The organism is Amycolatopsis sp. 195334CR, from assembly GCF_017309385.1.
Taxonomy (GTDB): domain Bacteria; phylum Actinomycetota; class Actinomycetes; order Mycobacteriales; family Pseudonocardiaceae; genus Amycolatopsis.
In genome coordinates this window covers 408,822-431,059 of the sequence record NZ_JAFJMJ010000001.1, presented here as the reverse complement: position 1 = coordinate 431,059, position 22,238 = coordinate 408,822, and the positions used below count along the sequence as shown (strand labels likewise).

18 protein-coding genes are annotated in these 22,238 nt (G+C 70.9%); 2 read left to right on the top strand and 16 right to left on the bottom strand.

Annotated elements, in window-relative coordinates; genetic code table 11:
• Positions 1–43: 43 nt before the first annotated feature.
• The 14 genes from JYK18_RS02075 to JYK18_RS02010 form a co-directional block, all read right to left on the bottom strand.
• Entirely contained in the window at positions 44–403 is a 360-nt protein-coding gene (locus JYK18_RS02075) for a PH domain-containing protein (protein ID WP_206799992.1), read from the bottom strand.
• Positions 404–497: 94 nt separating this feature from the next.
• On the bottom strand, positions 498–788 hold the full coding sequence (locus JYK18_RS02070; protein ID WP_206799990.1) for a DUF1905 domain-containing protein: 291 nt from the start codon (positions 786–788) through the stop codon (positions 498–500).
• On the bottom strand, positions 785–1,546 hold the full coding sequence (locus JYK18_RS47925) for a metalloregulator ArsR/SmtB family transcription factor (protein ID WP_206799989.1): 762 nt from the start codon (positions 1,544–1,546) through the stop codon (positions 785–787). The genes JYK18_RS02070 and JYK18_RS47925 overlap by 4 nt, the downstream gene beginning before the upstream one ends.
• 48 nt (positions 1,547–1,594) lie before the next feature.
• Positions 1,595–2,707: a serine hydrolase gene (locus tag JYK18_RS02060; protein ID WP_206799979.1), complete on the bottom strand. Its 1,113-nt coding sequence runs from the start codon at positions 2,705–2,707 to the stop codon at positions 1,595–1,597.
• A gap of 93 nt (positions 2,708–2,800) precedes the next feature.
• On the bottom strand, positions 2,801–3,775 hold the full coding sequence (locus tag JYK18_RS02055) for an asparaginase domain-containing protein (protein ID WP_206799977.1): 975 nt from the start codon (positions 3,773–3,775) through the stop codon (positions 2,801–2,803).
• Positions 3,776–3,818: 43 nt separating this feature from the next.
• Positions 3,819–4,463, bottom strand: coding sequence for a sensor domain-containing protein (locus JYK18_RS02050; RefSeq protein ID WP_307795754.1), 645 nt, complete (start codon positions 4,461–4,463; stop codon positions 3,819–3,821).
• Positions 4,460–5,854 carry a S9 family peptidase gene (locus JYK18_RS02045; protein ID WP_206799974.1) on the bottom strand — a complete coding sequence of 465 codons (1,395 nt, stop codon included), beginning with the start codon at positions 5,852–5,854 and terminating at the stop codon, positions 4,460–4,462. Before JYK18_RS02045 ends, JYK18_RS02050 begins: the two co-directional genes overlap by 4 nt.
• A gap of 71 nt (positions 5,855–5,925) precedes the next feature.
• On the bottom strand, positions 5,926–8,109 hold the full coding sequence (locus JYK18_RS02040; protein ID WP_206799973.1) for a peptidase domain-containing ABC transporter: 2,184 nt from the start codon (positions 8,107–8,109) through the stop codon (positions 5,926–5,928).
• A complete protein-coding gene (locus tag JYK18_RS02035) occupies positions 8,106–8,336 on the bottom strand; it encodes a hypothetical protein (protein WP_206799971.1) in 231 nt (76 codons plus the stop codon). Before JYK18_RS02035 ends, JYK18_RS02040 begins: the two co-directional genes overlap by 4 nt.
• Complete coding sequence (locus JYK18_RS02030; protein ID WP_206799969.1) at positions 8,326–11,631, bottom strand: type 2 lanthipeptide synthetase LanM family protein; 3,306 nt, start codon at positions 11,629–11,631, stop codon at positions 8,326–8,328. The genes JYK18_RS02035 and JYK18_RS02030 overlap by 11 nt, the downstream gene beginning before the upstream one ends.
• Positions 11,632–11,712: 81 nt before the next feature.
• On the bottom strand, positions 11,713–11,940 hold the full coding sequence (locus JYK18_RS02025; protein WP_206799967.1) for a mersacidin/lichenicidin family type 2 lantibiotic: 228 nt from the start codon (positions 11,938–11,940) through the stop codon (positions 11,713–11,715).
• Between the two features lie 43 nt (positions 11,941–11,983).
• Positions 11,984–12,208 carry a mersacidin/lichenicidin family type 2 lantibiotic gene (locus JYK18_RS02020; protein ID WP_206799957.1) on the bottom strand — a complete coding sequence of 75 codons (225 nt, stop codon included), beginning with the start codon at positions 12,206–12,208 and terminating at the stop codon, positions 11,984–11,986.
• A 19-nt stretch (positions 12,209–12,227) separates the two neighbouring features.
• Positions 12,228–12,446: a mersacidin/lichenicidin family type 2 lantibiotic gene (locus tag JYK18_RS02015; RefSeq protein WP_206799946.1), complete on the bottom strand. Its 219-nt coding sequence runs from the start codon at positions 12,444–12,446 to the stop codon at positions 12,228–12,230.
• 6 nt (positions 12,447–12,452) lie between these two features.
• Positions 12,453–12,671 (bottom strand): mersacidin/lichenicidin family type 2 lantibiotic, encoded by a 219-nt coding sequence (locus JYK18_RS02010; RefSeq protein ID WP_206799944.1) that lies wholly within the window; start codon positions 12,669–12,671, stop codon positions 12,453–12,455.
• A gap of 265 nt (positions 12,672–12,936) precedes the next feature.
• On the opposite strand from JYK18_RS02010, the gene JYK18_RS02005 reads away from it, so the two are divergent.
• Positions 12,937–15,666, top strand: a complete 2,730-nt coding sequence (locus JYK18_RS02005; RefSeq protein WP_206799933.1) for a BTAD domain-containing putative transcriptional regulator — start codon at positions 12,937–12,939, stop codon at positions 15,664–15,666.
• A gap of 22 nt (positions 15,667–15,688) precedes the next feature.
• On the opposite strand, the gene JYK18_RS02000 is transcribed toward JYK18_RS02005, so the two are convergent.
• Both JYK18_RS02000 and JYK18_RS01995 read right to left on the bottom strand, forming a co-directional pair.
• Positions 15,689–16,408 (bottom strand): ABC transporter permease, encoded by a 720-nt coding sequence (locus JYK18_RS02000; protein WP_206799925.1) that lies wholly within the window; start codon positions 16,406–16,408, stop codon positions 15,689–15,691.
• A gap of 28 nt (positions 16,409–16,436) precedes the next feature.
• Positions 16,437–17,318, bottom strand: coding sequence for an ABC transporter ATP-binding protein (locus JYK18_RS01995; RefSeq protein ID WP_206799923.1), 882 nt, complete (start codon positions 17,316–17,318; stop codon positions 16,437–16,439).
• Positions 17,319–17,541: 223 nt separating this feature from the next.
• On the opposite strand from JYK18_RS01995, the gene JYK18_RS01990 reads away from it, so the two are divergent.
• Positions 17,542–22,155: an RHS repeat-associated core domain-containing protein gene (locus tag JYK18_RS01990; protein WP_206799921.1), complete on the top strand. Its 4,614-nt coding sequence runs from the start codon at positions 17,542–17,544 to the stop codon at positions 22,153–22,155.
• Positions 22,156–22,238: the final 83 nt, after the last annotated feature.

Sequence of the window (22,238 nt, the reverse complement as noted above, 5' to 3'; positions counted from 1 at the left end):
TGGGAGTTGCCGCTGTCGGTGGCCTGCCACCCGAAGAGCCCAGTCAGGCGCCCGGCTGGGCTGCCCGCAGTTCCGCCAGGAGGCGGCGCACCTTCCGCTCGTTGCGGTTGGGCTGGATGTCGAGGTAGTAGACGTCGGTCTGGATCGCCTGTCCGGTGGTGAGCACCAGGTGGATGGCCTTCGCGGCGGTCCAGCGCGACACCTCGGCCACCGGCCGGAGGTCGAACCGGGCGATGTCCGCCCACGCGAAGACGCGGGTGTCGCTCAGGCTGCGCAGGCGCACGCCCCGCGGTCCGATGAACAGGCCGGGGCGCTGGAACCAGGCCGCGGCGGCCACCAGGACCACCGCGGCGGCCCAGAAGCCGAGTTGCTCCGGCAGGAATCCGCCTCCGGCGAAGGCCAACGCACCGATGGCAGCGCCGAAAAGGAGCCAGCCGATCACCCGCCCCCGCGTCGGGGGATGTACGCGCCGCCAGCCAGTCACCGCTCCATTCTCGCTACCGGGGGAGGCGTTCGTCGAGGGTCACGGTGACCGTGTCACCGGCTTGTTTCCCGATGCGCGCCCGGGTTTCGGCGTTGAAGGCGAGTTTGTGCGTGCCGTCGCCGAGGGCCATGAACGAGCCCTGGAACGGTTCCCCGTCGACGTGGCCGCGGACCTTCACCAGGCCCCGCGTGCCGAAGAACTCGGCCGAGCCGGGCATCACCACGTAGGTCCAGCCGCCCTTGTTCGGGCTCTTGAGCAGCGTCGTGGTGAAGGTCTTGTCGAGTCTGGTGCTCTGCGCGGTCATGATGATTCCCCTCGATACATGAGTGAGCCTGGTGTGGTGAGTTCCGTGCCGGTCTCCAGCCAGGTCTTGAGCCCGGACAGGATCATCGGCCAGCCGCCGTAGAGGTGGTCGTCGGCGTCGGGGGCGAGTTCGTCGTGCCGGACGACGAGCCGGCAGCTGTCGCCGACCGGTTCGATCTGCCAGGTCACCCGGCTGGTGCCCTGGGCGGCGATCTCGTCGTCCCAGATCGCGTGGTAGCTCTGCACGAGCTTCCGGGGCGGATCGACCTCGAGGTTCTCGCCCTCGATCAGGCCGCCCGCCCCGCCGTGGCTGACGCGGTAGGCGGAGCCCGCCGTCCAGGCCGACTCCACCCGCGCGCCGAACTGGAACCGCGCCCGCGTCTCCGGATCGGTGATCGCCGCCCACAGCCGTTCCGGCGTGGTGCGGATGAAGATCTCGAACACCTTCTCCACGCGTGCCTCCAGTTCCCGTTTCAGGTCGACGAGGCCGGCAGCCCACGTCTCGGTGTACTTGCTGACCCAGCGGTCGTGGACCAGCCGGATCGGCACCGGGTTCAGGAAGTGCAGCTTCTCCCGCCCCCGCCGGTCCGACAGCACCAGGCCCGCCTCTTCGAGCAGCCGGAGGTGCTTGGCCACCGCCACCCTGGTCATGGTGAACCGGCCGGCCAGCGCGTTCAGCGACTGCCCGTCCCGCTGGAACAGCTCGTCGAGCAGCTCCCGGCGGGTCGGGTCCGCCAGCGCCTTGAACACCTGTTCCACGTCACCAGGATAGGAAACCTTTTGGTTTCATGTCAAGCACTGGCCAGGTCACTCGCAGAGGGCCGCGTCGAGGACCTCGAACGACTGCTCGGCCGCGACCGTGCTGAAGGTGTTCGTGACGACCGAGGCGAAGCGCCCGTCGTCGGTGACGCCGGTCGTCGAGACGTGCCCCGTTTCGACAGCGCCGTTCTTGGCCAGAAACGTGCCACCGCAGGACAACGGGATCTCGTTGATCCCGAGCCCCACCCCGCCGATGCCGCCGGGCACGGTCTTCCGCATCTCCGCCAGTGAAGCCTCCGACACGACCTCGCCGTCGGCGAGCGCGCGGAAGAAGGCCGCCGAGTCCGCCAGGGTCGATGCCATGGCCCCGGTGGTGGAGTACATCGACAGCTCCACCGCGGTGGTCCGGTCGATCCAGAGGTAGAACGGCGGGATCCGGCCCCCGGTGTAGCCGTGCACGAAGGGCTGCGCGAGCGCCCGCTCACCGGGCCGCGGGAACGAGGTGCCCGGCAGGCCGAGCGGCTGGATGATCCGCTGGGTGATCGCGTCGCCGGCGTACTGGCCGGTGATCTGCTCGATGAGCATGCCGAGCACCAGGTAACCCGCGTTGGAGTAGACGCTCTTCTCCCCGGGCGCGCCCACGGGCGGCTCGTCCATCACCGCGCGGACCAGCTCGGCCAGCGCGTAGGTGCCGTCCGGCCCGGCCTTCGCGCCGTTGCCGGTGCGGGCCAGCCCGCTGGTGTGCTGCAGCAGCTGCCGCACGGTGATGGCGTTGCCGTCGTAGTTGCCGGTCACCACGCGGGGCAGGTACGTTTCGATCGGCGCGTCCAGCTCGACGCTGCCCTCCTCGACGAGCTGGAGCACCACGGCCGCGGTGAACGTCTTCGTCTGGCTGCCGATCCGGAAGTGGTCCGCCTCGGTGATCGGCCGGTTCTCGCCGAACTTCGCGGTGCCCGCGGAGAGCGTCCACACCTCGTCGGCGTCACCGGCGTACACCGCCGCGCCCGGTCCGGCGATCGACTGGAACTGGTTCAGCGCCGCCTGGGTGGCCGCGTGGTCGTCCTCCTGTGCCGCCGCCGACGGCACGATCGTGGCCGTGACGGCCAGTGCGGCGCCGCCCGCGAGTCCGGTCAGGCGGCGGCGGTGGGTTGTCGTAGTCATGCCGGTCACCGTGCTGGGGCCGGCGTGCACGGGGAAGGGCGCGGGGCGGCCATTGCTGGCCGGTCGCGGTGGCCAGCGGAAACCGGGTGCCGGTCAGAACTGCGGGGTCACGCGCGCGCTGAACAGCGCACAGGCCTCTTCCCGGTCCCCGGCGGCGGCCAGCGACAACATCAGCAGCAGCCTCGCCTTGTGCGGCAGCAGGCCCTCGGCCGACGGCACGCCCGGCATCCTGGTGTCGTAGGCGGCGCTGATGCCGGGGCGGCCGGCCGCGACGAACACGACACCGCGGTCGAGCGCGTCGCGCACGGCCTTGAGCTGGTCGGCCGACGGGTCCCCGGCCACCACCACCCCGGCCGCACCACCGGCGACCGGTCCGTCGATGGTCGACCGCCCCGCGCCGGCGTAGGTGGCGGCGATCTCCACCTCCGGCAGGCCGCGGGCGGTGACCGCGGCCAGGTCGAAGGCGGCGGTGGGGGCCGGCGTCCTCGGCAGGCGGATGTGCTCGCCGTCGACCGCGCCGAGCACCCCGACCGGACGGGACTCGAACGCGTGCACCCGGAACGAACTGGTCTTGGTGACGTCGCGGGCGGCGAATACCTCGTCGTTGAACAGCACCACCGTGCCGAACCCGGTGGTGCGGCCCGACGCCGCGAGCGCCACCGCGTTGTACAGGTTGGCCGGCCCGTCGCTGCCGAGCACGTTCCACGGCCGGATGGAGCCGGTGACCACCACCGGTTTTCCGCTGTGGACGGTCAGGTCCAGCCAGTACGCCAGTTCTTCGAGCAGCTGCGAACCCGAGCACACCACCACCGCGTCGACCTCGGCCAGCAGCTCCTCCACCCGGGCGGTCAGCCCGGGGTAGTCGGTGGGCACCAGGCCGGGCGGGCTGGCGCCGTGGAACTCCTCGGTGGTCACCTCGGCCAGTGCGGCCAGTTCCGGTCGCAGTTCGGCGACCAGTTCGTCCACTTTGAGCGCTCCGCCCCGATATCGGTGGAATGAGACCCGATCGCCGGCGAGCCCGGCGATGGTTCCACCCGTACCGACAACCGCGACCGCAGACCTGATCATGGTTTCCATTGATCAGCAGCCGCCTATAGCGCGCCTATAACCCCTATCCCAGCAGGGCTTTGGCGAACCGGGCGTGCGCGGCGGCCAGAACGCGGGTCAGCAGCACCGAAAGCAGGACGAACACCAGCCCGGCCGCCGACCACGGCAGCGCGTCCACAGTGGAATCCACGGTGATCCAGCGCAGGTCGGTGGTGGGGAAGTGGTACACCCCGTCGTCGAACCAGCGGTAGGTGATCGGCAGGCTGAGCATCGCCAGGCTGAGCGACCAGAACGCGATCACCAGCGAGAACTGGATGATGCCGACCGGGCACAGCACCACGAAGTAGAGCAGGTCGCGCCAGGTCGCGCGGTCCTTGAACGGGGCGATCCACCGCTGGAGCCCGCTGCCGCCGACCGGGACGGTGTAGGGCTCCGGGATGGGGGTGCCGAGCATCGCGTGGATCCGGGCGCGCTCCAGTCGCGCCGCCGCCCTGGCCGCGAGCACGGTCCCGGCCAGCAGGGGTATCCCGACAAAAAGGACAATCATCGAAAAACCCAGTGAGGCCATGGCGATCAGGACGGTCATCGCCATGATCCCGATGGGCAGGTTCATCAGCAGGAAGACCAGCGCCGGGACCAGCCGCGGGCGGCGGGCGCCCGGTTCGGTCGCGGCCGTCGCGCGTTCCTTCGTCCGCTCGTTCACGTTCACGGCAGGAACAACCCCCAGTACAACCCCCACGGGACCAGCAGGACCGCGCCGCCGAGCAGCAGGCCGAGCGATCTCCGGCCGTCCCGCCCGGGGCCCGCCCGCCGCCACCGCACGGCCGCGATGCCCGCGAGGACGAGGGTGCCGACCGCCAGCAGCTGGGCCGCCAGCCAGATCACCGGCCGGCCCCAGAGCACCGGCCCGACCGCCTCACCCCCACCGGTCAGGATCAGCATCACGAACGTCAGCGCGCCGATGACGGCCAGCAGGCCGGTGATCGCGGCCCCGTGCGCCGGTGCCGCGGCCACCGGGTCCTCCCGGCGACGGCGGAGCGAGCCGACGAGGGCGGCGATCGGGTAGGCGGCGAAGGCCACCAGCAACGCCAGCAGGGCGAATCCCTGCACCCAAAGCGATTCGTACCAGGCGAGCGGGGTGAGTTCGGCTGCCGTTTCGTCCTGCGCGGGCAGGGGATCCGAGGCGGAGGCGGCGGCCCCGCCGGTGATGCCGTTCACCCAGGAACCGACGAGTTCGGGGTAACCGGGGACAAAGCCTTCGAGGCGGTCGAAGCCGTCGGTCGTGTGCCCGAGGCCGTGGTGCGCGGCGGGGAACGTGCGCATGGTGAACGCGGGGTTGTCCGCCTGGGTGTCCGCGAACAGGGTGGCGGCGTCCCGCGGTGGGCTCTGCCGGTCCTGCGCGCCCCAGATCGCGAGCACCGGTACGCGGAGCTTTTCCAGCGCCGGCGCGGGATCGAAGGTCGCCTCCGGGAACAGACCGGCCTCCGCGGCGACCCGGGTGGCGGTGCTCGAAGCGAGGTCGAGCACCGACTCGGCGGTCACGCCCTGCTTGCGCATCCACTGCCGGTAGCTCCACGCCTGCGCTTCCGCCGGGCTGACCCCGTTCGCGCCGACCACCACCAGGAAGGCGGCGTGCTCGGTCCGGGTCGCGGCGAGCGGGCTGACCCAGCCGCCCTCGCTGAACCCCCACAACCCGACGCGCTCGGGGTCCACTTCGGGCCGGGTGCGCAGGTAGTCGAGCGCGGCGACGGCATCGTCGGCCAGACCGGAGAAATCGCGCTCCAGCAGTGAATAGTTCGTGGTGTCCTTGTCGTAGATCAGCGACACGACCCCCTGAGCGGCGAAGGCCTCCGCCTGCTTGCGCAGCTCCTCGCGGTTACCCTCACCGGACCCGTGCACGAGCACCATGCCCGGCCGCCGCCCGCCTTCGGGCGCCGGCGCGACCACCGAGCCGTGCATGGTCTTGCTCGCGCTGGTGAACGAGACCTCGGCACTGCCGAATCTGACCGGCTGGCCCGCCTGGGCCGCGGGCACGAGGCACGACGCGGACAGCGCCGCGACCGCGGCGATCAAGGCTGTTGCCCGTCGTACCTGGCGCATCGTCTTCCCTTTCCACCGATCCCACCGTCGCGCCGATTATTGGTGCGGTGACCGCGCGGAATGGCGGTTCATCAAGGAATTCCCTGTTCTGCGGAGTGGTTTTCGTCGAATGCGGTCGGTTCGCGCAGTTGCCTCCTGACCAGGTCGGTGTAGGTGCCGCCGAGTGCGAGCAACTCGTCGTGACGGCCGCGCTCGGCGATCCGGCCGTTGTCCAGCACCAGGATGACGTCGGCGTCGCGAACGGTGCTGAGCCGGTGCGCGACGATGACACTGGTGCAGCGCAGCTCGCGCAGGTTCTCGTGGAGCTTGGCCTCGGTGCGCACGTCGAGGTGGCTGGTGGCTTCGTCGAGCACGAGCAGGGCGGGCCGAGGCAGCAGAGCACGGGCGATCGCCAGCCGCTGGCGCTGACCACCGGACAGCCCGTGCCCGCGTTCGCCCAGTGTCGTCCGGTAGCCCAGTGGCATGTGCTGGATTTCCTCGTGCAGGCAAGCGGTCTGCGCCGCCCGCACGACGTCGGGCAGTGCGGCCTCGGGCTGGTGGATGCGGATGTTGTCGAGCAGGTCACCGCTGAAGCAGGCCGGATCCTGCACCACGACACCGCACCGCGAACGCAGGGATCGCGGGTTGAGCTCGGGCAACGGCACGCCGTCCGCACGGATCTGGCCGGTGGTCGGCTGGTAGAGGCCGAGGATCAGCCGGGCCAGGGTGCTCTTGCCGGAGCCGGTCGCACCCACGATCGCCACCGTGGACCCTGGTTCGATGTCCAGGTCGATCCCGGTGAGGATCGGCGGTGCGTCCCTCGCGTGCCGGAAGGACACGTCCCGGAGCTGGACGCGTCCGCTGAACGAGGTCAGTTCGACACCGGTGTTGGGCTCCGGTTCCTCGGCGAGCACGTCACGAAGCCGGCCGATGTGCACGCCGAGGGTCTGCAGCGCCTGGTAGACCTGGGAGAGCGAGCCCAGCGGCAGCAGGGCCATCCCGGCGAGCGAGTTCGCCGCGATCAGGGTGCCGAGGCTGAGGTCGCCGTCGAGCACCTGCCAGGTCCCGGCCCAGAGCAGGACCAGTGGTGTGCCGATGCGGATGACCTCGTAGCAGCCCTCCATCGCGTTGGTCAGCGAACCCTGCCGCAGGGTGGCCAGGAGGTGGGTGCGGTAGGACCCTTCCCAGCGGTCGAGCGCCGTTCGCTCGCTCCCGGTGGCCTTGAGCGACTCGATCCCGGTCAGCGACTCGACCAGCTGGCTTTGCGCGATGGTCATCGCCGCGATCTCCTGCCTGCTCGCCTCGCGGGCACGCCGGGCGTACCCGACGGCGACGAGGATGTGCAGGAAACCGGCGCCGGCCACGATCCCGGCGATGAGCGGGGACACCGTCCAGAGCAGCGCCACGTAGAGCAGTCCCGTGCAGCTGTCGAGCAGCAGGCTGAGGGTGTGGGAGGTGAGCGCCTCGCGCAGCATCATGCTGCTGGACACCCTGGTCAGGATGTCGCCGCTGGTCCGGAGTTGGAAGTAGGGGTAGGGCAACCGGAACAGATGGTCCAGGAAGCGCGTCATCAGGCGAAGGTCGATGCGGCTGCGCAGGCGCAGCAGTGCCTCCCGGCGCAGATAACCGAGCAGCGCGGTACTCGCCACGAGTGCCAATACCGCGCTGCCGACGACCACCATGGCGTTGCCGGAGCCGCTGCCCGCCACCTCGTCGATCAGGTAGCGCGTGACCAGCGCCGGGGCCAGGCCCAGCAGACTGATCAGCACCGAGGCGACCAGGACCACACCGATCACCGACGGCGTCTTCGGCAGGAAGCCGAGCAGGAACCGGAGGGATTCGCGGCGTGGCCGCCGCTGCTTCCGGAAGTCCGGCCCCGGCCGAAGTTCGAGTGCGACGCCGGTGAAGGCGCGGTCGAACTCGGCGCGGTCGAGCTTGCGGCGCCCGTCGGCGGGGTCGACGATGACGGCGGTCTCGCGGTCGAGGTGTTCGAGCACCACGAAGTGGCTGAACTTCCAGTGCAGGATCAGCGGTGCGGCGAGTCCGGCGAGCGCGTCCGGTTCGGCGCGGTAGGCCTCGACCAGCAGGCCGCGGTGCTGCGCGGCGGAACCGAGGGTGGCCGCGGACAACCCGTCGCGACCGACTTCGACCTCGGCGCGCAGTTCCTGCACGGTGACCGCCTGCCCGTGGTGGGTCAGCACCATGGCCAGGCAGGCGAGTCCGCATTCGGCAATGCTGTCCTGCAACAGGACCGGCACCTTCGGAGCTCTGCTCATGACCCCCACCCGAGCATCGCGAACAGCAGCGGTTCGTCCACACCGGACACGGGAACGCGCGTCAGCAGGCTGCCGGTGATCAGCAACCCCAGCGAGAGCAGCGAAACGAGGACCGGCCACCGGGGCAGCCGCAGCCGGTCCTCCACGCGATCCGGTTCGTGCGGGGGGTTCATGGCCTCGAGCGCCTCCGCCCGGAACAGCGCCGCCGCGCCTTCGTCAGCGTTCATCGACGTGCTCCGACCGGGGCGCTTCGAGTTCGAGCAGCGAGGGGACCCGGCCGGGTGCGGCGACGCGAAGCAGGGCGTAGCCGATCCCCGCCCGGCCGTACATCAACCCGGGCAGTGCCTCGGCCGGCAGCTGGCCGGTGGCCCAGCCGGAGTGGGTCGCGCGTTCGCACAGGGCACGGACCGCACGGAGGTGCCGCTGCTCGGCGTCCACGTCACCGACGTGCCGGGCGGCCGCCAACAGGAACTCGAGATTCCCGAGATCGCCGTGGCACAGGCAGTTGTTGCCCGAACTGCCGAATCCGCCGCCCGGCAGGTAGTGCGCGGCCTCGGTGGACACGACGGCGGCCTCGAGATCGGCGGCCGCCTGGTCCAGCAGCGGAGCCACGGCGGTCCCGGCGAAGGAGGCACGCTGACGGAGCAGCGCCAGCCTGCTGAACCCGACCCCCGGTGCACCGTGGCACCACGCGACCATGCACCCACCACTGCCGCCCATGTCCAGCGGTCGCAGATCAGGCCAGTTGCTCGCGGACGCGTCGAACAGGCCGTGCTCGTAGCGCAGGGCATTCGCGATGGCGGTGGCGTACTCCGGGCGAGGAGCGGCCGCGTGTAGTGCGGTCAGCGCGCTCAGGATGCCGCTCGCGCCGTGGGACATCCCCAGCAGCGGTCGCGGGCCCAGCGGGGACGGCCAGCCGCCGTCGGTGGTCTGCCGGGCGAGCAGGCTTTCGGCGGCCGCTTCGGCCACCGCCAGCGCACCGCCGGCCGGGCGCACCCGGTGCAGAGCCAGCGCGGCCAGTATCGCCCCGGCGCCACCACCGATCACGTCGAGCTTCTGGTCGTGGGCCAGGTGCCGGTGAAGCAGGTCGAGCCCGTGCTCGGCGGCGTCGAGCAGATCCGCCCGTTCCAGCCAGGCCCCGGCGTGGCTGAGGTAGTAGATCAACGAGCCGGCCGGGCCGAACACGCCGGGGTCGGCATGCCGGGTCAGCCCGTCGCGGAGGGCCGAGTTCTTGGCGACCTCGCGCAGGATGTGGTCGGTGGTGCGCCGGGTGTAGTCGGCCACGCGGTCGGCGGTCCGCTCGGCGTAGTCGACGAGGTGGCCCGCGCCGGTCACGGCGGCGGCCGCGGAGAGGAACAGGCCGATGCCGGGCACACCGGAGTACAGGTCCATCGGCGCGCTGCCGACCTGCCAGACCCGCTCGTCGATGAAGTTCAGCACGACCCAGCCCGCTTCACCGGGAGCCCCGATCGCTTCGGCGCACAGCTCCTCGGCGAGGCGAACCGCCTCGTCGGTGGCCTGTTCCGCGGTCACCGGTTCCCGGTCCAGCGGCAGGATCCCGCTCAGCGCACCGAGCACGGGCTGGACCTGCAGGGAATCGAACGAGCGGTGGATCAGCTTGAGCTGCCGCTCCAGGTCGTCCTCGTCCAGGCCCGCGATGCGGTGCAGCACGTGCTCTTCCGGCGCCTGCGGCAGGTAGTCCTCGATCAGCGTCCCGGTGCTGTCCCACAGGTGCCGGGTGCCGGAGCGGACCTCGAAGAACGGGACGTCACCGCGCCGCAGGTCGGCCAGCTCGCTGGGCACGAGTCGTTCCCACGGGCCGGTCCCGTCGGCACCGACGGCCAGCCTCGCGTAGACGAGTTCGCGGTCCATGGCGTCGCGCAGGAAGTCGGGGTGCTGCGCGGTTTGCAGCGTCCGGACGTAGATCATGGTGGCGCGGGCGATGTGCCGGAGCGGGACGGACCGGAACCGGCGGATGAGGCCGTCCGCCGCGGACCAGCTGTCCCGGTCGGCGACGATGGCCCGGTACGCCCAGGAAAACCCGGCGACGACCTCGTCGCGGTAGTCGCAGGGATCGAGTTGCCGCCCGTCGAGGTGGGGCCGGTTGCCCGCGGTCATCGCGCTGGAGACGTGTCGCTCGACGAAGTGCATCTCGTCGGTGCCGACCGCCTCGGGCACCGGGACCGGCAGCAGCGAGGGTTGCTCGTCGCCGTCGGCGGCCACCGCGCTGGTTTCGAGCACGCGGGGGCCGTCCATGCCGCGGACCATCAGCTTGTTCGGCAGCAGGCCGATGCTCAGCACGCCGTTGGTGAGCAGATCGGCCGCGGGATCGGCCCACACCTGCTCTTCGTGCGCCGGCAAGGCGCCGTGGAAGAGGGACTCCAGGTCGATCAGCACCGGGTACGCGCCGTTCGCGATCAAGTTCTCCAGGTGCACGTCATTCGCGCAGAAGGCGTGGAGCAGGGCGAGCAGTGCCCCGGTGCGCCAGTAGAACGCGCTCGCCTCGGCCGGGGTGGCACAGCCGTCGTGCTCGACGAACTCGGACCACCCGTAGCCGTCGCCGAGCAGCACGGCGGGGGTGCGCAGGTCGTGCGGTGGGCGTTGCCCGGCGAACCAGGTCAGCACGCTCGCCCACTCGCGGTCCACCGCCAGCGAACGCGGTTTGTAAACCACCCGGCCGTGGTCGAAGCGCACGATGGCCACCGTGCGGCCCCCACGGTGCCGGTCACCGGCGCCGAACCCCACTTCCAGGACGGCACCGGGCTCGGGGTGGCCGGGGAGCAGTGCCGGGAGCTCCTCGAAATCGGCCACCAGCCGCTGGACGAACTCGTGCCGGGAGGTCGACCACGCCGTCAGTTCGTCGTGCACCATGCGCAGCAGCACCGGGTACTCCTGCCACAGCGCGGCTTGTGTCTCCGGTCTGCCCATCATCCCGATGAAATGCGCGAAGCGGTCCTCGGCGGTTTCCCCGCGCAGCCGCTCCTCCACCCGCGCGACGTTCAGTTCCAGCACCATGGTGCGGACCACGAGAGTCGTCAGTTCCTCACGCGGCCAGTCGCGGACCAGCAACTCCGGCAGGCTCGCCAGCGCGCCCGGTCCGTCGGCGACCAGTGCGCCGAGCCGCGTGTGCAGTTCGGCCTGGAACCCTCGGATCACCTCCGCCACGGGACGGAGCAGGCCGAGCTTGGCGGGATCGGCGAGGTGGGGACCCTCGCTCGTCCGCGACCGCGACAGCGCCGTGTCGGTGGTCACCGCCCAATCGGGCAGTCCGGCCTCGACCGGCTGGGGAACGGTGCCGAGCAGAGCGGCCAGTCCGGCCGGGGACAGGCCCAAAGCGCCCAGCGCCGCTTCGACCGCACCGGCGTCCGGGCCGAGCAATTCCGCCCAGCGGGTCTGCCGGCGAAGCCCGGCCGGGTCGTGGTCGGCTCCGGCGGTCGCGCGCTCACCGGGGTCCAGTGCGGCCCGCCAGGACGCGAGCAGGTCATCGGCGCCGGTCGACGGCGTCTCGGGGCTGAGCAACATGGTGTTTCTCCTAGAATCGTCGGGGGACGGGCCCTCGGCGCGCGTCGGCTGCGCACCGAAGGCCCGTCCGTCAACCGAGCATCAACAGACCGACAGCGTGAAGGTGCAGATGATCGGCAGGGTGGTGGTGAACGTCTTGAACGAGTTGCAGCACCCGAGCGAAAGACCCGTCTCGGTACCGGCGCCCGCGATTCCGTCCAGTTCGGTCAGCTCGACCCGGACCATTTCCGGGAGCCCCGCCGGATGCGTCGGGACTTCGGCCAGCTGAGCCCGGTATTCCGGGTCCTTCCAAGCGCGGACGATGTTCATTGTTCCTCCTCAGAACAGAGTTGACTCGGGGATTTCCGCTGATTCAGCAGCAGCCGATGCTGGCGACCGCTTTGGTGCCACCGCAGGCGGCGACGCTGAGGGTGATGGTGAAGCACGGCACCGTGGTGGGCGTGCCCGCCTGGACGGCCTCCAGATCGGAGAACTCCAGCCGGATCGGCCCAGCGGGGTTCGCGGCCAGCGCCGCCCGCTCGGTGGTGGACAGGGAATCCCGGTACTCCGGGTCCTTCCAGGCTCTGATTTGGTTCACGGTGTTTCCTTTACTGTGGTCAGCAGATGGCCAGTGAGAACACGCACCACGCGGGGATCGTGAAGGTGGAGGTCTTGGTGACGCACGTGACGCCACTCAACGCCGCACCGCCGGCGAACCCGAGGTCGTGCAACTCGAGGCGTTGCGGATCCGCGACACCGGCCGGATGTGCCGGGGCGGTGGGCAGACCCTCGCGGTATTCGGGGTCCTTCCACGCGCGAACCAACGTATTCGACATTTTCGCCTACCTTTCTTGATGGGGAACCGCGAAACTGCATGGCCACGGCCGCATGGTGATGAGCGTCGCGCACAACAGGCCGACGGTGCTGGTGCCGCCGACCGCGGCGGTGGCGTCGGCCAATTCCATTTTGGTCAGTTCTGCCTGGCCTGCCGGATGTGCCGGAATCGCGGTGAGCGAATTCCGGTACTCGGGGTCCTTCCAGGTGCGAACGAGGTCGTGCATGCTTTCCTCCTTTCTTTTCGTCCCGGGTGTGATGGGTCGCCTGGTCCGGGCGGTGCGGGAAATGCTCGGGAGTCAGCGCGAGAGCGCAGGATCATCGGCTCCCTGGTCGGTACCGTGCCGGACCAGCACGGGCCGAGCATGCTCGGGCGAGCATGTCCGAACCTTGCGTCTTCGTTGTTTCGCCTGATCAGGGCGTGGTGGCGCGGGCGAGCTTGAGCGAGTGAGCGACGAGCGGCTATACAGGGCAGCGAGTGCGGGGAGACGGATGACGGTCGAATTCGAGGTGCTCGGGGATCTCGTCGCCAGGGTGGACGGCCAGGTGGTGGCGCTGGGCCCGGCGCGGCGCCAGTGCGTGCTCGCCGCGCTGCTGGTCGACGCGAACCGCTCGGTGACGCTGGACCAGCTGGTCGAACGCGTCTGGGGCGGCGAACCGCCGTTCGGGGCGGCGGGCACGCTCCGGAGCTACCTGTCCAGGTTGCGCCAGGTGCTCGGCGCCGACGTCATCGAGCGCGGCGCGCTCGGCTACCGGCTGGTCGTCGCGCCGGAGCAGGTCGACCTGCACCGGTACCGGACCGCGGTCGCGGCCGGGCAGCACGAGAAGGCGTTCGCGCTGTGGCGGGGGGAGCCGTTCGCCGGGCTGCACACGGCCTGGCTCGACGACGCCCGCCGCGCGCTGGTGGACGAGCACTTCGCGGCCCGGCTCGACCACCACGACCACCAGCTGGACCTCGGCGGGCACACCGCCGTCCTGCCCGGGATCGCCGAGCTGAGCCAGGACCACCCCTTCAACGAACGGCTGCACGGCCAGTACCTGCTCGCGCTGGCGCGTGGTGGCCGCCAGGCCGAGGCGCTCGACCACTACGAAACCGTCCGGCGACGGCTCGCCGACGCGCTGGGCGCCGACCCCGGACCGGAGCTGCGCGGCCTCCACCAGGACATCCTCGCGGGCGCGGTCACCGGGGCGCCGAGGCAGACCACCCCGCGGCAACTGCCACCGGACATCCGCGGCTTCGTCGGCCGTGAAGCGGCACTGGCGTCGTTGAGCGCCCTGCTCGGCGACCTCGACGTCACCGGCGCCGGGCCCATCGTGATCTCCGCGATCGACGGCGCGGGCGGGATCGGCAAGACCACGCTGGCCGTGCACTGGGCGCACCGGGTCAAGCACCTGTTCCCGGACGGCCAGCTGTACCTGAACCTGCGCGGGTACGGCCCCGGTTCACCGCTGAGCCCGCACGACGCACTCGAATCGCTGCTCCGCGCGCTGGGCGTGGCCACCGACCGGATCCCGCACGACCTCGCGGAGCGCGCGGCGCTGCTGCGGAGCCAGCTCGACGGCCAGCGGGTGCTGGTGCTGCTGGACAACGCCAAGGACGCCGAGCAGGTCCGCCCGCTGCTGCCCGGCAGCGACTCGCTCGTGCTGATCACCAGCCGCGGCCAGTTGCGCAGCCTGTCCGTCCGCGAAGGCGCCGCACTACTGGCGCTGGACCTGCTTTCCCCGCCGGAAGCGCTGATCCTGCTGGGCAGCGTGCTCGGGGCGGGCCGCGTCGGCCGGGAACGGGAAGCGGCGCTGGAACTGGTCGAGCTGTGCGCCCGGCTGCCGCTGGCCGTCCGCCTCGCCGCGGAACAGGCCGTGCTGCGGCCGGAGTGGTCGCTGCGCCGGCTGGTCGGGGAACTGCGTGCGCGCCCGAGCCGGTTGGCGGCGCTGTCGCTCGACGACGACGTGTCCACCGATCTGCGGGCGGTGTTCGACTGGTCCTACCGGGCGCTCTCCCCGGAAGCCGCGCGGGTGTTCCGGCTGCTCGGGGTGTTCCCCGGCACCGACATCGCCGCCGAAGCCGTCGCCGCGCTCGCCGGGGTCCCGCCGGCCTCGGCGCCTTCGGTGCTGCGGCAGCTGGTTTCCGCCAGCATGCTCGAACAACGCGGCGGCGACCGGTACGAACTGCACGACCTCCTCCGGGAGTTCGCCCGCGAACTCGACCGCGAACCGGCTGAGGAGCAGGCGGCGGAGACCCGGCTCGTCGACTGGTACGTGCGGACCGCGGAGCAGGCGCATGCCCACCTCACCGGTGTCCCGCACCGCCTGCCGATGGGCCCGCCGGTCGAGGGGGTCACCCCGCTGGAGTTCGCCGATCGCCGGGCGGCGGTGGAGTGGTGCGACACCGAACGCGACACCCTGCTGGCGCTGGTGCTCGGGGGCCACGGCGGCCGGCGGCCGGCGATCGTGCTGGCGCAGTTGTGCTGGCAGTACTTCCACCTGCGCGGCAGCTACCAGCACCTGATGGACGCCTACGAAGCCGCGCTCGCCTACGCGGTCGAACTGGGCGACGAGTACCTGGAAGCCAGGTGTTGCAACGGATTGCAGATCGCGTACAGCGTTTTCCGCGGCGCCGACGACGATCTCGCGCTGGGCCTTCGCGCCCTGCGCATCTTCGAGAAGCTGGGTGACACGCGCCAGCAGGCGACTTCCCTGCTCAACCTCAGCTCGACCTACAACCACGCCGGACGCTACGGCGAGGCGGCCGAGACCGCGGACCGGTCCAGGCAGCTCAGCTTCGCTCAGCAGGACCTGATCACCGCGGCGATGGCGCTGAACAACCACGCCGACGCCCTCACCGGCCTCGGCCGCTACGCCGAGGCACTCGTCGCCGCGGAGCGCGCGGCCGACGAGTTCCGCGCCCTCGGCGAACTTTCCCGGCTGGTCGCCGGGTTGGAGACGATCGCGCTGGTGCACGTCGCCAGCGGGGACCACGCTTCGGCGGTCGCGGCCTACCGGGACGCGGTGGAGGCCACCGAAGCCACGCAGGCCACTGCCCGGGCGGTGGTGCTGCGGGTGGCGCTCGGGCACCAGCTGGTCGCCGCCGGGGAACCCGATTCGGCGGTGGAGGCCTGGCGGCGGGCACACGAACTCGCGCTCCAACGGCAGGACCCGGCGGCGGCCGAGATCGAGGAACTGCTGCGCGTGCCGCGACCGGACGGCCTCCGCATCGCGCGGTGACGGCCGTCCGGCGGGCTCGCGGTCAGCGGCGCGGTTCCCAGCGGAAGAGCCGCGAGGCCAGCGACACCGCGACGACCACCCAGGCCAGGGTCGGGGCGAGCAGGAGGAGCGAGTCACCGAGCGGGACACCGCCGTTCCACGCGTTCATCACCAGTTCGGTGGCCGAGCCGCCGGGGAGCAGGCGCTTGAGCAACGTCAGTTCCCCGGTCCCGGAGATGCCCACCCAACTGGCCACCGCGATCACGCCGAGCGTGACCGGGAGCGTGGTGATCTGGGCGTGCTCGGGCGAGTTGGTCAGCCCGGCGGTGGCCAGGCCGAGGCCGATCATCATCGCGATGGTGGTCACCACCGCCAGCGCCAGCAGGCCGACGTTGTCCGGCGTCCCGGCGACCACGCCGAACACGGTCAGGATCGCGACGATCTGGACCACCGCGATCACCGTGGCGGGCAGCACCAGGCCGACCAGGATCGAGCGGTCGGCGGCGGCCGTGGAGCGCAACCGCTTGAGGAACAGGTTCTGCCGTCGCGAAGCCAGCGTGGTCACGACGCTCGTGTACAGGCCGAACGCGCACACGGTGAACATCACGATCCCCGCGATGTACCCGAGCGAGGCGAGCTGGGCGAAGGTCTCGTGCTGGTTGATGAAGAAGGCGCAGACCGCGATCGGGATCACGAAACTGGTGATCAGCACCGACCGGTTGCGGAAGATCTGGATCAGCTCGCCGCGGGCGATGGACAACATGGTGACGATTCCTCTTCTCGTGGGGGAGTCAGCGGTTGATGGCGCGGAAGACGTCGTCGAGCCGGGTCGGGCCCGCCTCCAGTTCGCGCAGCTCCACCGCGTTGTCCTGGGCCCAGCGCAACAGCACCAGCAGGTCCTTCTGCAACTGGTGGGTCTCGATCAGGAACTTCCCGCCGTGCTCGCGGCGGCCGGCCAGCGGCAGCGCGGGTGCCGAGGGCGGCAGCGCGAACTGGATCACCGCGGGCAGCGTCCTGGTCAGCTCCGCGACCGTGCCCTCCTGGTGGAAGGTGCCCTGGTGCATCAGGCCGATCCGGTCCGCGCGCTGCTGGGCCTCCTCCAGGTAGTGCGTGGTCAGCACGATGGTGGAGCCGTCCTCGCGGAGCCGGTCCACCGCGTCCCACAACGCGTCCCTGGACTGGATGTCCAGCCCGGTGGTCGGCTCGTCCAGGAAGACCAGCTCCGGCGTGCCCCAGATCGCGGTGGCGAAGTCCAGCCGCCGCTTCTCGCCGCCGGAGAGCTGCGACACCTTGGTGCCCGCCTTCCGCGTCAGGTCCACAATGGCCAGAACGCGGTCCACGCTGTCCTCCCGCTGGGTCAGCGAACCGATCAGCCGGACCGATTCCCGCACCGTCAGGTCCGGGGTGAACCCGCTCTCCTGCAGCATGATGCCCATCTTCGGCCGCACCGCCGCGCGGTTCCGCGGGCTCTGCCCCAGCACCCGCACGGTGCCCGAGGTCGGGGTCCGGTGGCCTTCGATGACCTCCAGCGTCGAGGTCTTGCCCGCCCCGTTGGTGCCCAGCAGGGCGTAGAACTCACCCCGGTGGACCTGGAAGGTCAGGTCCTTCACCGCGTGGAAGTCCCCGTACTTCAGGTTCAGCCGTTCGACGTCGATCACCGCTGTGGAAGTCATGCCACCATTCCAGCCCCAGCGGCCGGGCGCGGCCAGTGCACCGCTGTCATCAGTCCACATGACATCCTTCAGGGTGAAATATGACGCCACGTCACTGATCGGATAACGGCCGGGGGTGCCGCGGCGGCACCCTTGGATGATCGGGCAGCTTCGGGCGGCCGGACGGGCACGCTCTCCGGCGGAACCGTTGTTCTGGTTGTCCGCTTTGCCTTGACTGACCACCATGGCTAATCCCTTGGTCGCGGAGGTCGAGGACTCGACCACGGCGATTTCCGGTGTCCCGATCCTGGAGTCGATCAACGAGACCAGCAAGGCGATCGAGAGTGGTGACTGGGCCGCCGGCGTGATGGGCGCGGCCGGGACCGCGCTCGACGCCCTGGGCATGGCGATGGATCCCTTCGGGTCGATCCTCGCCGCCGGGGTGGGGTGGCTGATCGAGCACTGTGGACCGCTCTCGGACGCCCTCGACGCGCTGACCGGGAACCCGGATGAGATCAAGGCGCACTCGGAGACGTGGAAGAACGTCGGTACCGAGTTGTCCTCGATCAGCGCGGACCTGGCCAAGATGATCGAGGAGGACACCGCGTCCTGGACCGGTCCCGCGGGGGATGCGTATCGGACGCGGGGGGCGGATATCGCCACGTTGATCACCGGGGCGCAGTCCGCGGCCGAGGGGGCCTCCAGCGGTATCGGTACCGCGGGTGAGGTGGTCGGGGCGGTGCGGTCGCTGGTGCGCGACATCATCGCCGAGCTGGTCGGGCACATGATCAGCTGGGCGTTGCAGGTGCTGTTCACCCTGGGCATCGGGCTGGCGTGGGTGGTGCCGCAGGTCGTCAGCGCGGTGGCCAAGACGGCGATGAAGATCGCCGACATCACCAAGAAGCTGGTCCAGGCGCTGAGCAAGCTCTCCCCGCTGCTCAAGAAGCTCGGCGACTCCTTCGGGGACGCGGCCAAGGCGCTCAAGAACATCAAGAGCGGTAACCAGCCCAAGCCGGAAACCACCCGCGGTGGCGGTGGTGACACCAGCCCCAGCAGCTCCGGGCCCACCCCCAACCCGCCACCCGGGCAAAGCAACAACGGCGGCGGTGGGGGTGGCGACACCACCAGCAGCAGCGCCAAACCGGACGGCTCCTCGGGCACCCCGCCACCACCGGCACCCAAGCCCGACCCCACACCCAACCCGACCCCGACACCCAGCCCCACGCCGACCCCGACACCGACGCCGAGGGGTGGCGGCAACAACACCCCGCCCCGCCCGAACGACACCGGGCCCGGCGCGCGTGACCGGTCGATCCCGGACCAGAACAAGACCTGCGTGACCGACCCGGTGGACGTGGCACGCGGTGAGGTGCTGATGACGCAGGTCGACCTGGTCCTGCCGGGGGACGCCGGGGAACTGGTGCTGTCGCGCACGCACCTGTCGGGTTACCGCTTCGGCCGGTGGTTCGGCCCGTCCTGGGCGTCCACAGTGGACCAGCGGCTGGAGGTCGGCCGCGAGGCGGTCCGGTTCTACGCCGAGGACGGCATGGTGCTGGTGTACCCGGTCCCGGCCGGTGCCTCCGTGCTGCCGCTGGAAGGCCCCCGCTACCCGCTGCACGTCACGCCCGAGGGGTACCGGCTGTCGACGGGCGAGCGCGAACTGCACTTCGCCGGAACCGGTCACGTCGTGCCGCTCACCGCGATCGAGCAGTACGGCAGCCGCACCGAATTCCGGTACGGGCCGGACGGCGCGCCCGCCGGGCTCCGCCGCGACGACGGCACCGAGATCCAGTTCAGCGCCGCCGACGGCCGGGTGGTGGCGCTCGGCGCGCCCGGCGCGGCACCACTGGTGCGGTTCGGCTACAACCGGCTGAGGCAGCTCAGCGCGGTGGCCGACTACGAAGGCCGCCCGATGACGCTGGACTACGACTTCGAGCACCGGCTCGTCGGCTGGCAGGACCGCAACGGCACCTGGTACCGCTACGTCTACGACCAGTCCGGCCGGTGCGTCCGGACCGCGGGCGCGAACGGGTACTACAACTCGACCTTCGCCTACGAGCCCGGCGTCACCCGGCACACCGACGCGCTCGGCCACACCTGGACCTACCGGATGAACGAGGCGGGCCAGCTGGTCGAGCGGATCGACCCGCTGGGCGGCACCCGCCGGTACAGCTGGAGCCGGTACGACCTGCTCCTGTCCGAAGTGGACGAGATCGGGCGCGAGACCCGGTACGAGTACGAGCACGGGGAACTGGTCGCGGTCGTCCGGGCGGACGGCTCGGTGCTCGCCTCCGGTGCCGCGGTCGCCCTTCCCCGGCCAGGAACGCCGTCGACCTCTACCGGCCCCACCGCCGCGCCCGACCCGATGGCCGACGAGCAGGTGACGGACGCGGCGGCGCGCCCCGGCCGCCGGGACCTGTTCGGCAGGCCCCAGCTGGTGTACACCGCCTCCGGCGGCGAGACCCGGCTGGGCTGGACGGCGCAGGGACGGCGTGCCTGGCGGGTCGGCCCGCACGGCGACCGGCAGGCGTGGGTGCACGACGCGGAAGGCCAGGTGGTCGAGTACCGCGACGCGGCGGGCGGGGTCCGCCGCCGCGTGTACGGGCCGTTCGGCCTGGTGCTGGAGGACATCGACACCGCGGGCGCGCGCACGACCTACACCTACGACGGTGAGCTGCGGCCGACCTCGGTGACCAATCCGCAGGGCCTGACCTGGCGCTACACCTACGACGCCGCGGGCAGGCTGGTCGAGGAGACCGACTTCGACGGCCGCCGCCTCACCTACGCCTACGATGCGGCCGGGCAGATGCGGCGCATGACCAACGGGCTCGGCCAGCCCACCGAGTTCGACTACGACCCGCTCGGCAACGTCGTGGCCCGGCGCACCACCGAGGAGGTCACCCGCTACTCCTACGACGAGCAGGGCCACCTGGTCGTCGCCGAGAACCCCGAGTCGCGCCTGGAGATCATCCGGGACGGTCGCGGCCGGGTCGTCACCGAGACGATCAACGGGCTGGGCGTGTGCTGGGACTACGACGACACCGGGATCCGCCGCCTGACTTCGTCCGGTGTGGACAGTGAGTGGAGCTTCGACGAGCACGGCCTGCCGCGCTCGCTGCGGATCGGCGGCCACGAGGTCGGGTTCGCCTACGACCACGCCGCTCGCGAGGTCGTCCGCAGCGTAGACGGCGAAGTGGTGCTCACGCGGCGGTTCGACGCCGAGGACCGGCTCGCCGCGGAAGAGATCTCCGGGGTCGGGCAGCGCACCTACGGCTACCGCCCCGACGGCAGGCTCGCCGCGGTCGACGACGCCGCGCGGCCGTGGCGGCTCTCGTTCGACCAGGCGGGCCGCATCAGCGAGGCACACGGCCCGGCCGGGGTGGAGCGGTTCACCCACGACTCCGCCGGGCGCATCACCTCGGCCGCCTCGCCGGTCCTGCCGGGACAACGCACCCACCGCGGCAACGCGCTGCTCTCGGCGGGCTCCACCCGCTACACCGGCGACGGGCAGGGCCGGGTCACCGGGCGCCACCGCACCGGCCCGGACGGCGAACGCTCCTGGACCTACACCTGGGACCAGCTCGACCGGCTGCGCGGCGCGACCACGCCCGACGGCACGCGCTGGACCTACCACTACGACCCGCTCGGCAGGCGGTTCGCCAAGCGGCGCTGGATCACCGGCGAGGACGGCCAGCCCGAACTCGCCGAGGACGTGCGGTTCCTGTGGAGCGGTTTCGACCTGGTGGAACGGGTGCGGACGGACGCCGACGGCGCGACCAGGATCCTGACCTGGGAGCGCCACCCCGGGGACAGCCGCCCGCTCGTGCAGGTCGAGCGCAGCGGCTCCGACGATCCGGGCAGCTTCCGCAGCGTGATCACCTCGCCTGCCGGTGCGCCGACCGAACTGCTCGACGAGCGGGGCGCGGTGGTGTGGCAGGACCGCGGCAGCTTCTGGGGTGCCGCCGGCACGCGGTCCGAAGCGATGCCGCTGGCCTTCCCCGGCCAGTACCGCGACGAGGAAACCGGGCTGAGCTACAACGTCTTCCGCTACTACGACCCGGAAACCGCGCGGTACCTCAGCCAGGACCCGCTCGGCCTGGCCGCCGCGCCCAACCCGGTGCAGTACGTCGCCGAGCCGCTGCTCGTCGGCGACCCGCTCGGGCTGGTGCCTTCCTGCGGCAAGACCGGCGGACCGGAGACGCCGAAGCGCCCCCGGCCGGACGACTTCGACCAGCACCCCGACCTCAAACCGCCACCGCCGAAGCGGACCGACCTCGGGGTCGACGTGCTGCGCATGACGCCGGAGGAGTTCCAGAAGTTCAAGCCGGAGCTGGACAAGATGATGAACGCCGACAAGCACTTCTTCTGGTCCGGTGGGTACAAGCAGCACAACCCGAACGGCGACGACCCGTATCTCGGCTCGATCGAGTTCAAGGCGAACCAGATCGCCAAGGAACACGGCGGCAACACCCTGGAAGGGCTCATCGCGGACAACAAGCTGAAGATGCCCGACTGGGTGCCGCCGTCGAAGATGAACGACCCGAACCAGGGGTTCTGGTCGCACGGTGACCACGGCAGTTCCAACCTCGACCAGAAGAAGCTGGTCAGCGAGAAGTGGGACTACGCGTCGGAGACCTTCGCGAAGAACTCCAAAGAGGACACCCACGTGGTGTTCCCGGACAAGCCGGGCGACAAGACCAGCACCGGCATCCCGAACCCGAACGGGGACATCTACCCGTACCGCAGGCCGGACAACATCTTCGACAAGATCGAGTACCCGAAGCTGGAGGAGCAGGGCATCAAGGTCACCGAGCACAACGCGGAAACCGGTGGCACGCGTCCCTATCGGAAACCGTGATCCACCGCATCCGGGCTTGAGTGTGCCCCTGCGGCACGGTGTTCCCTGGGTTCCGAAGTGATCGATCGGGAGATCACCGGAAG

Bases quoted from the DNA above. Each gene is read 5' to 3' on its own strand.
- JYK18_RS02010 (WP_206799944.1), bottom strand. From the start codon at position 12,671: ATGCACGACCTCGTTCGCACCTGGAAGGACCCCGAGTACCGGAATTCG.
- JYK18_RS01995 (WP_206799923.1), bottom strand. From the start codon at position 17,318: ATGACTTCCACAGCGGTGATCGACGTCGAACGGCTGAACCTGAAGTAC.
- JYK18_RS02060 (WP_206799979.1), bottom strand. From the start codon at position 2,707: ATGACTACGACAACCCACCGCCGCCGCCTGACCGGACTCGCGGGCGGC.
- JYK18_RS02055 (WP_206799977.1), bottom strand. From the start codon at position 3,775: ATGATCAGGTCTGCGGTCGCGGTTGTCGGTACGGGTGGAACCATCGCC.
- JYK18_RS01990 (WP_206799921.1), top strand. From the start codon at position 17,542: ATGGCTAATCCCTTGGTCGCGGAGGTCGAGGACTCGACCACGGCGATT.
- JYK18_RS02045 (WP_206799974.1), bottom strand. From the start codon at position 5,854: ATGCGCCAGGTACGACGGGCAACAGCCTTGATCGCCGCGGTCGCGGCG.
- JYK18_RS02000 (WP_206799925.1), bottom strand. From the start codon at position 16,408: ATGTTGTCCATCGCCCGCGGCGAGCTGATCCAGATCTTCCGCAACCGG.
- JYK18_RS02030 (WP_206799969.1), bottom strand. From the start codon at position 11,631: ATGTTGCTCAGCCCCGAGACGCCGTCGACCGGCGCCGATGACCTGCTC.
- JYK18_RS02035 (WP_206799971.1), bottom strand. From the start codon at position 8,336: ATGAACGCTGACGAAGGCGCGGCGGCGCTGTTCCGGGCGGAGGCGCTC.
- JYK18_RS02005 (WP_206799933.1), top strand. From the start codon at position 12,937: ATGACGGTCGAATTCGAGGTGCTCGGGGATCTCGTCGCCAGGGTGGAC.
- JYK18_RS02040 (WP_206799973.1), bottom strand. From the start codon at position 8,109: ATGAGCAGAGCTCCGAAGGTGCCGGTCCTGTTGCAGGACAGCATTGCC.
- JYK18_RS02025 (WP_206799967.1), bottom strand. From the start codon at position 11,940: ATGAACATCGTCCGCGCTTGGAAGGACCCGGAATACCGGGCTCAGCTG.
- JYK18_RS02015 (WP_206799946.1), bottom strand. From the start codon at position 12,446: ATGTCGAATACGTTGGTTCGCGCGTGGAAGGACCCCGAATACCGCGAG.
- JYK18_RS02070 (WP_206799990.1), bottom strand. From the start codon at position 788: ATGACCGCGCAGAGCACCAGACTCGACAAGACCTTCACCACGACGCTG.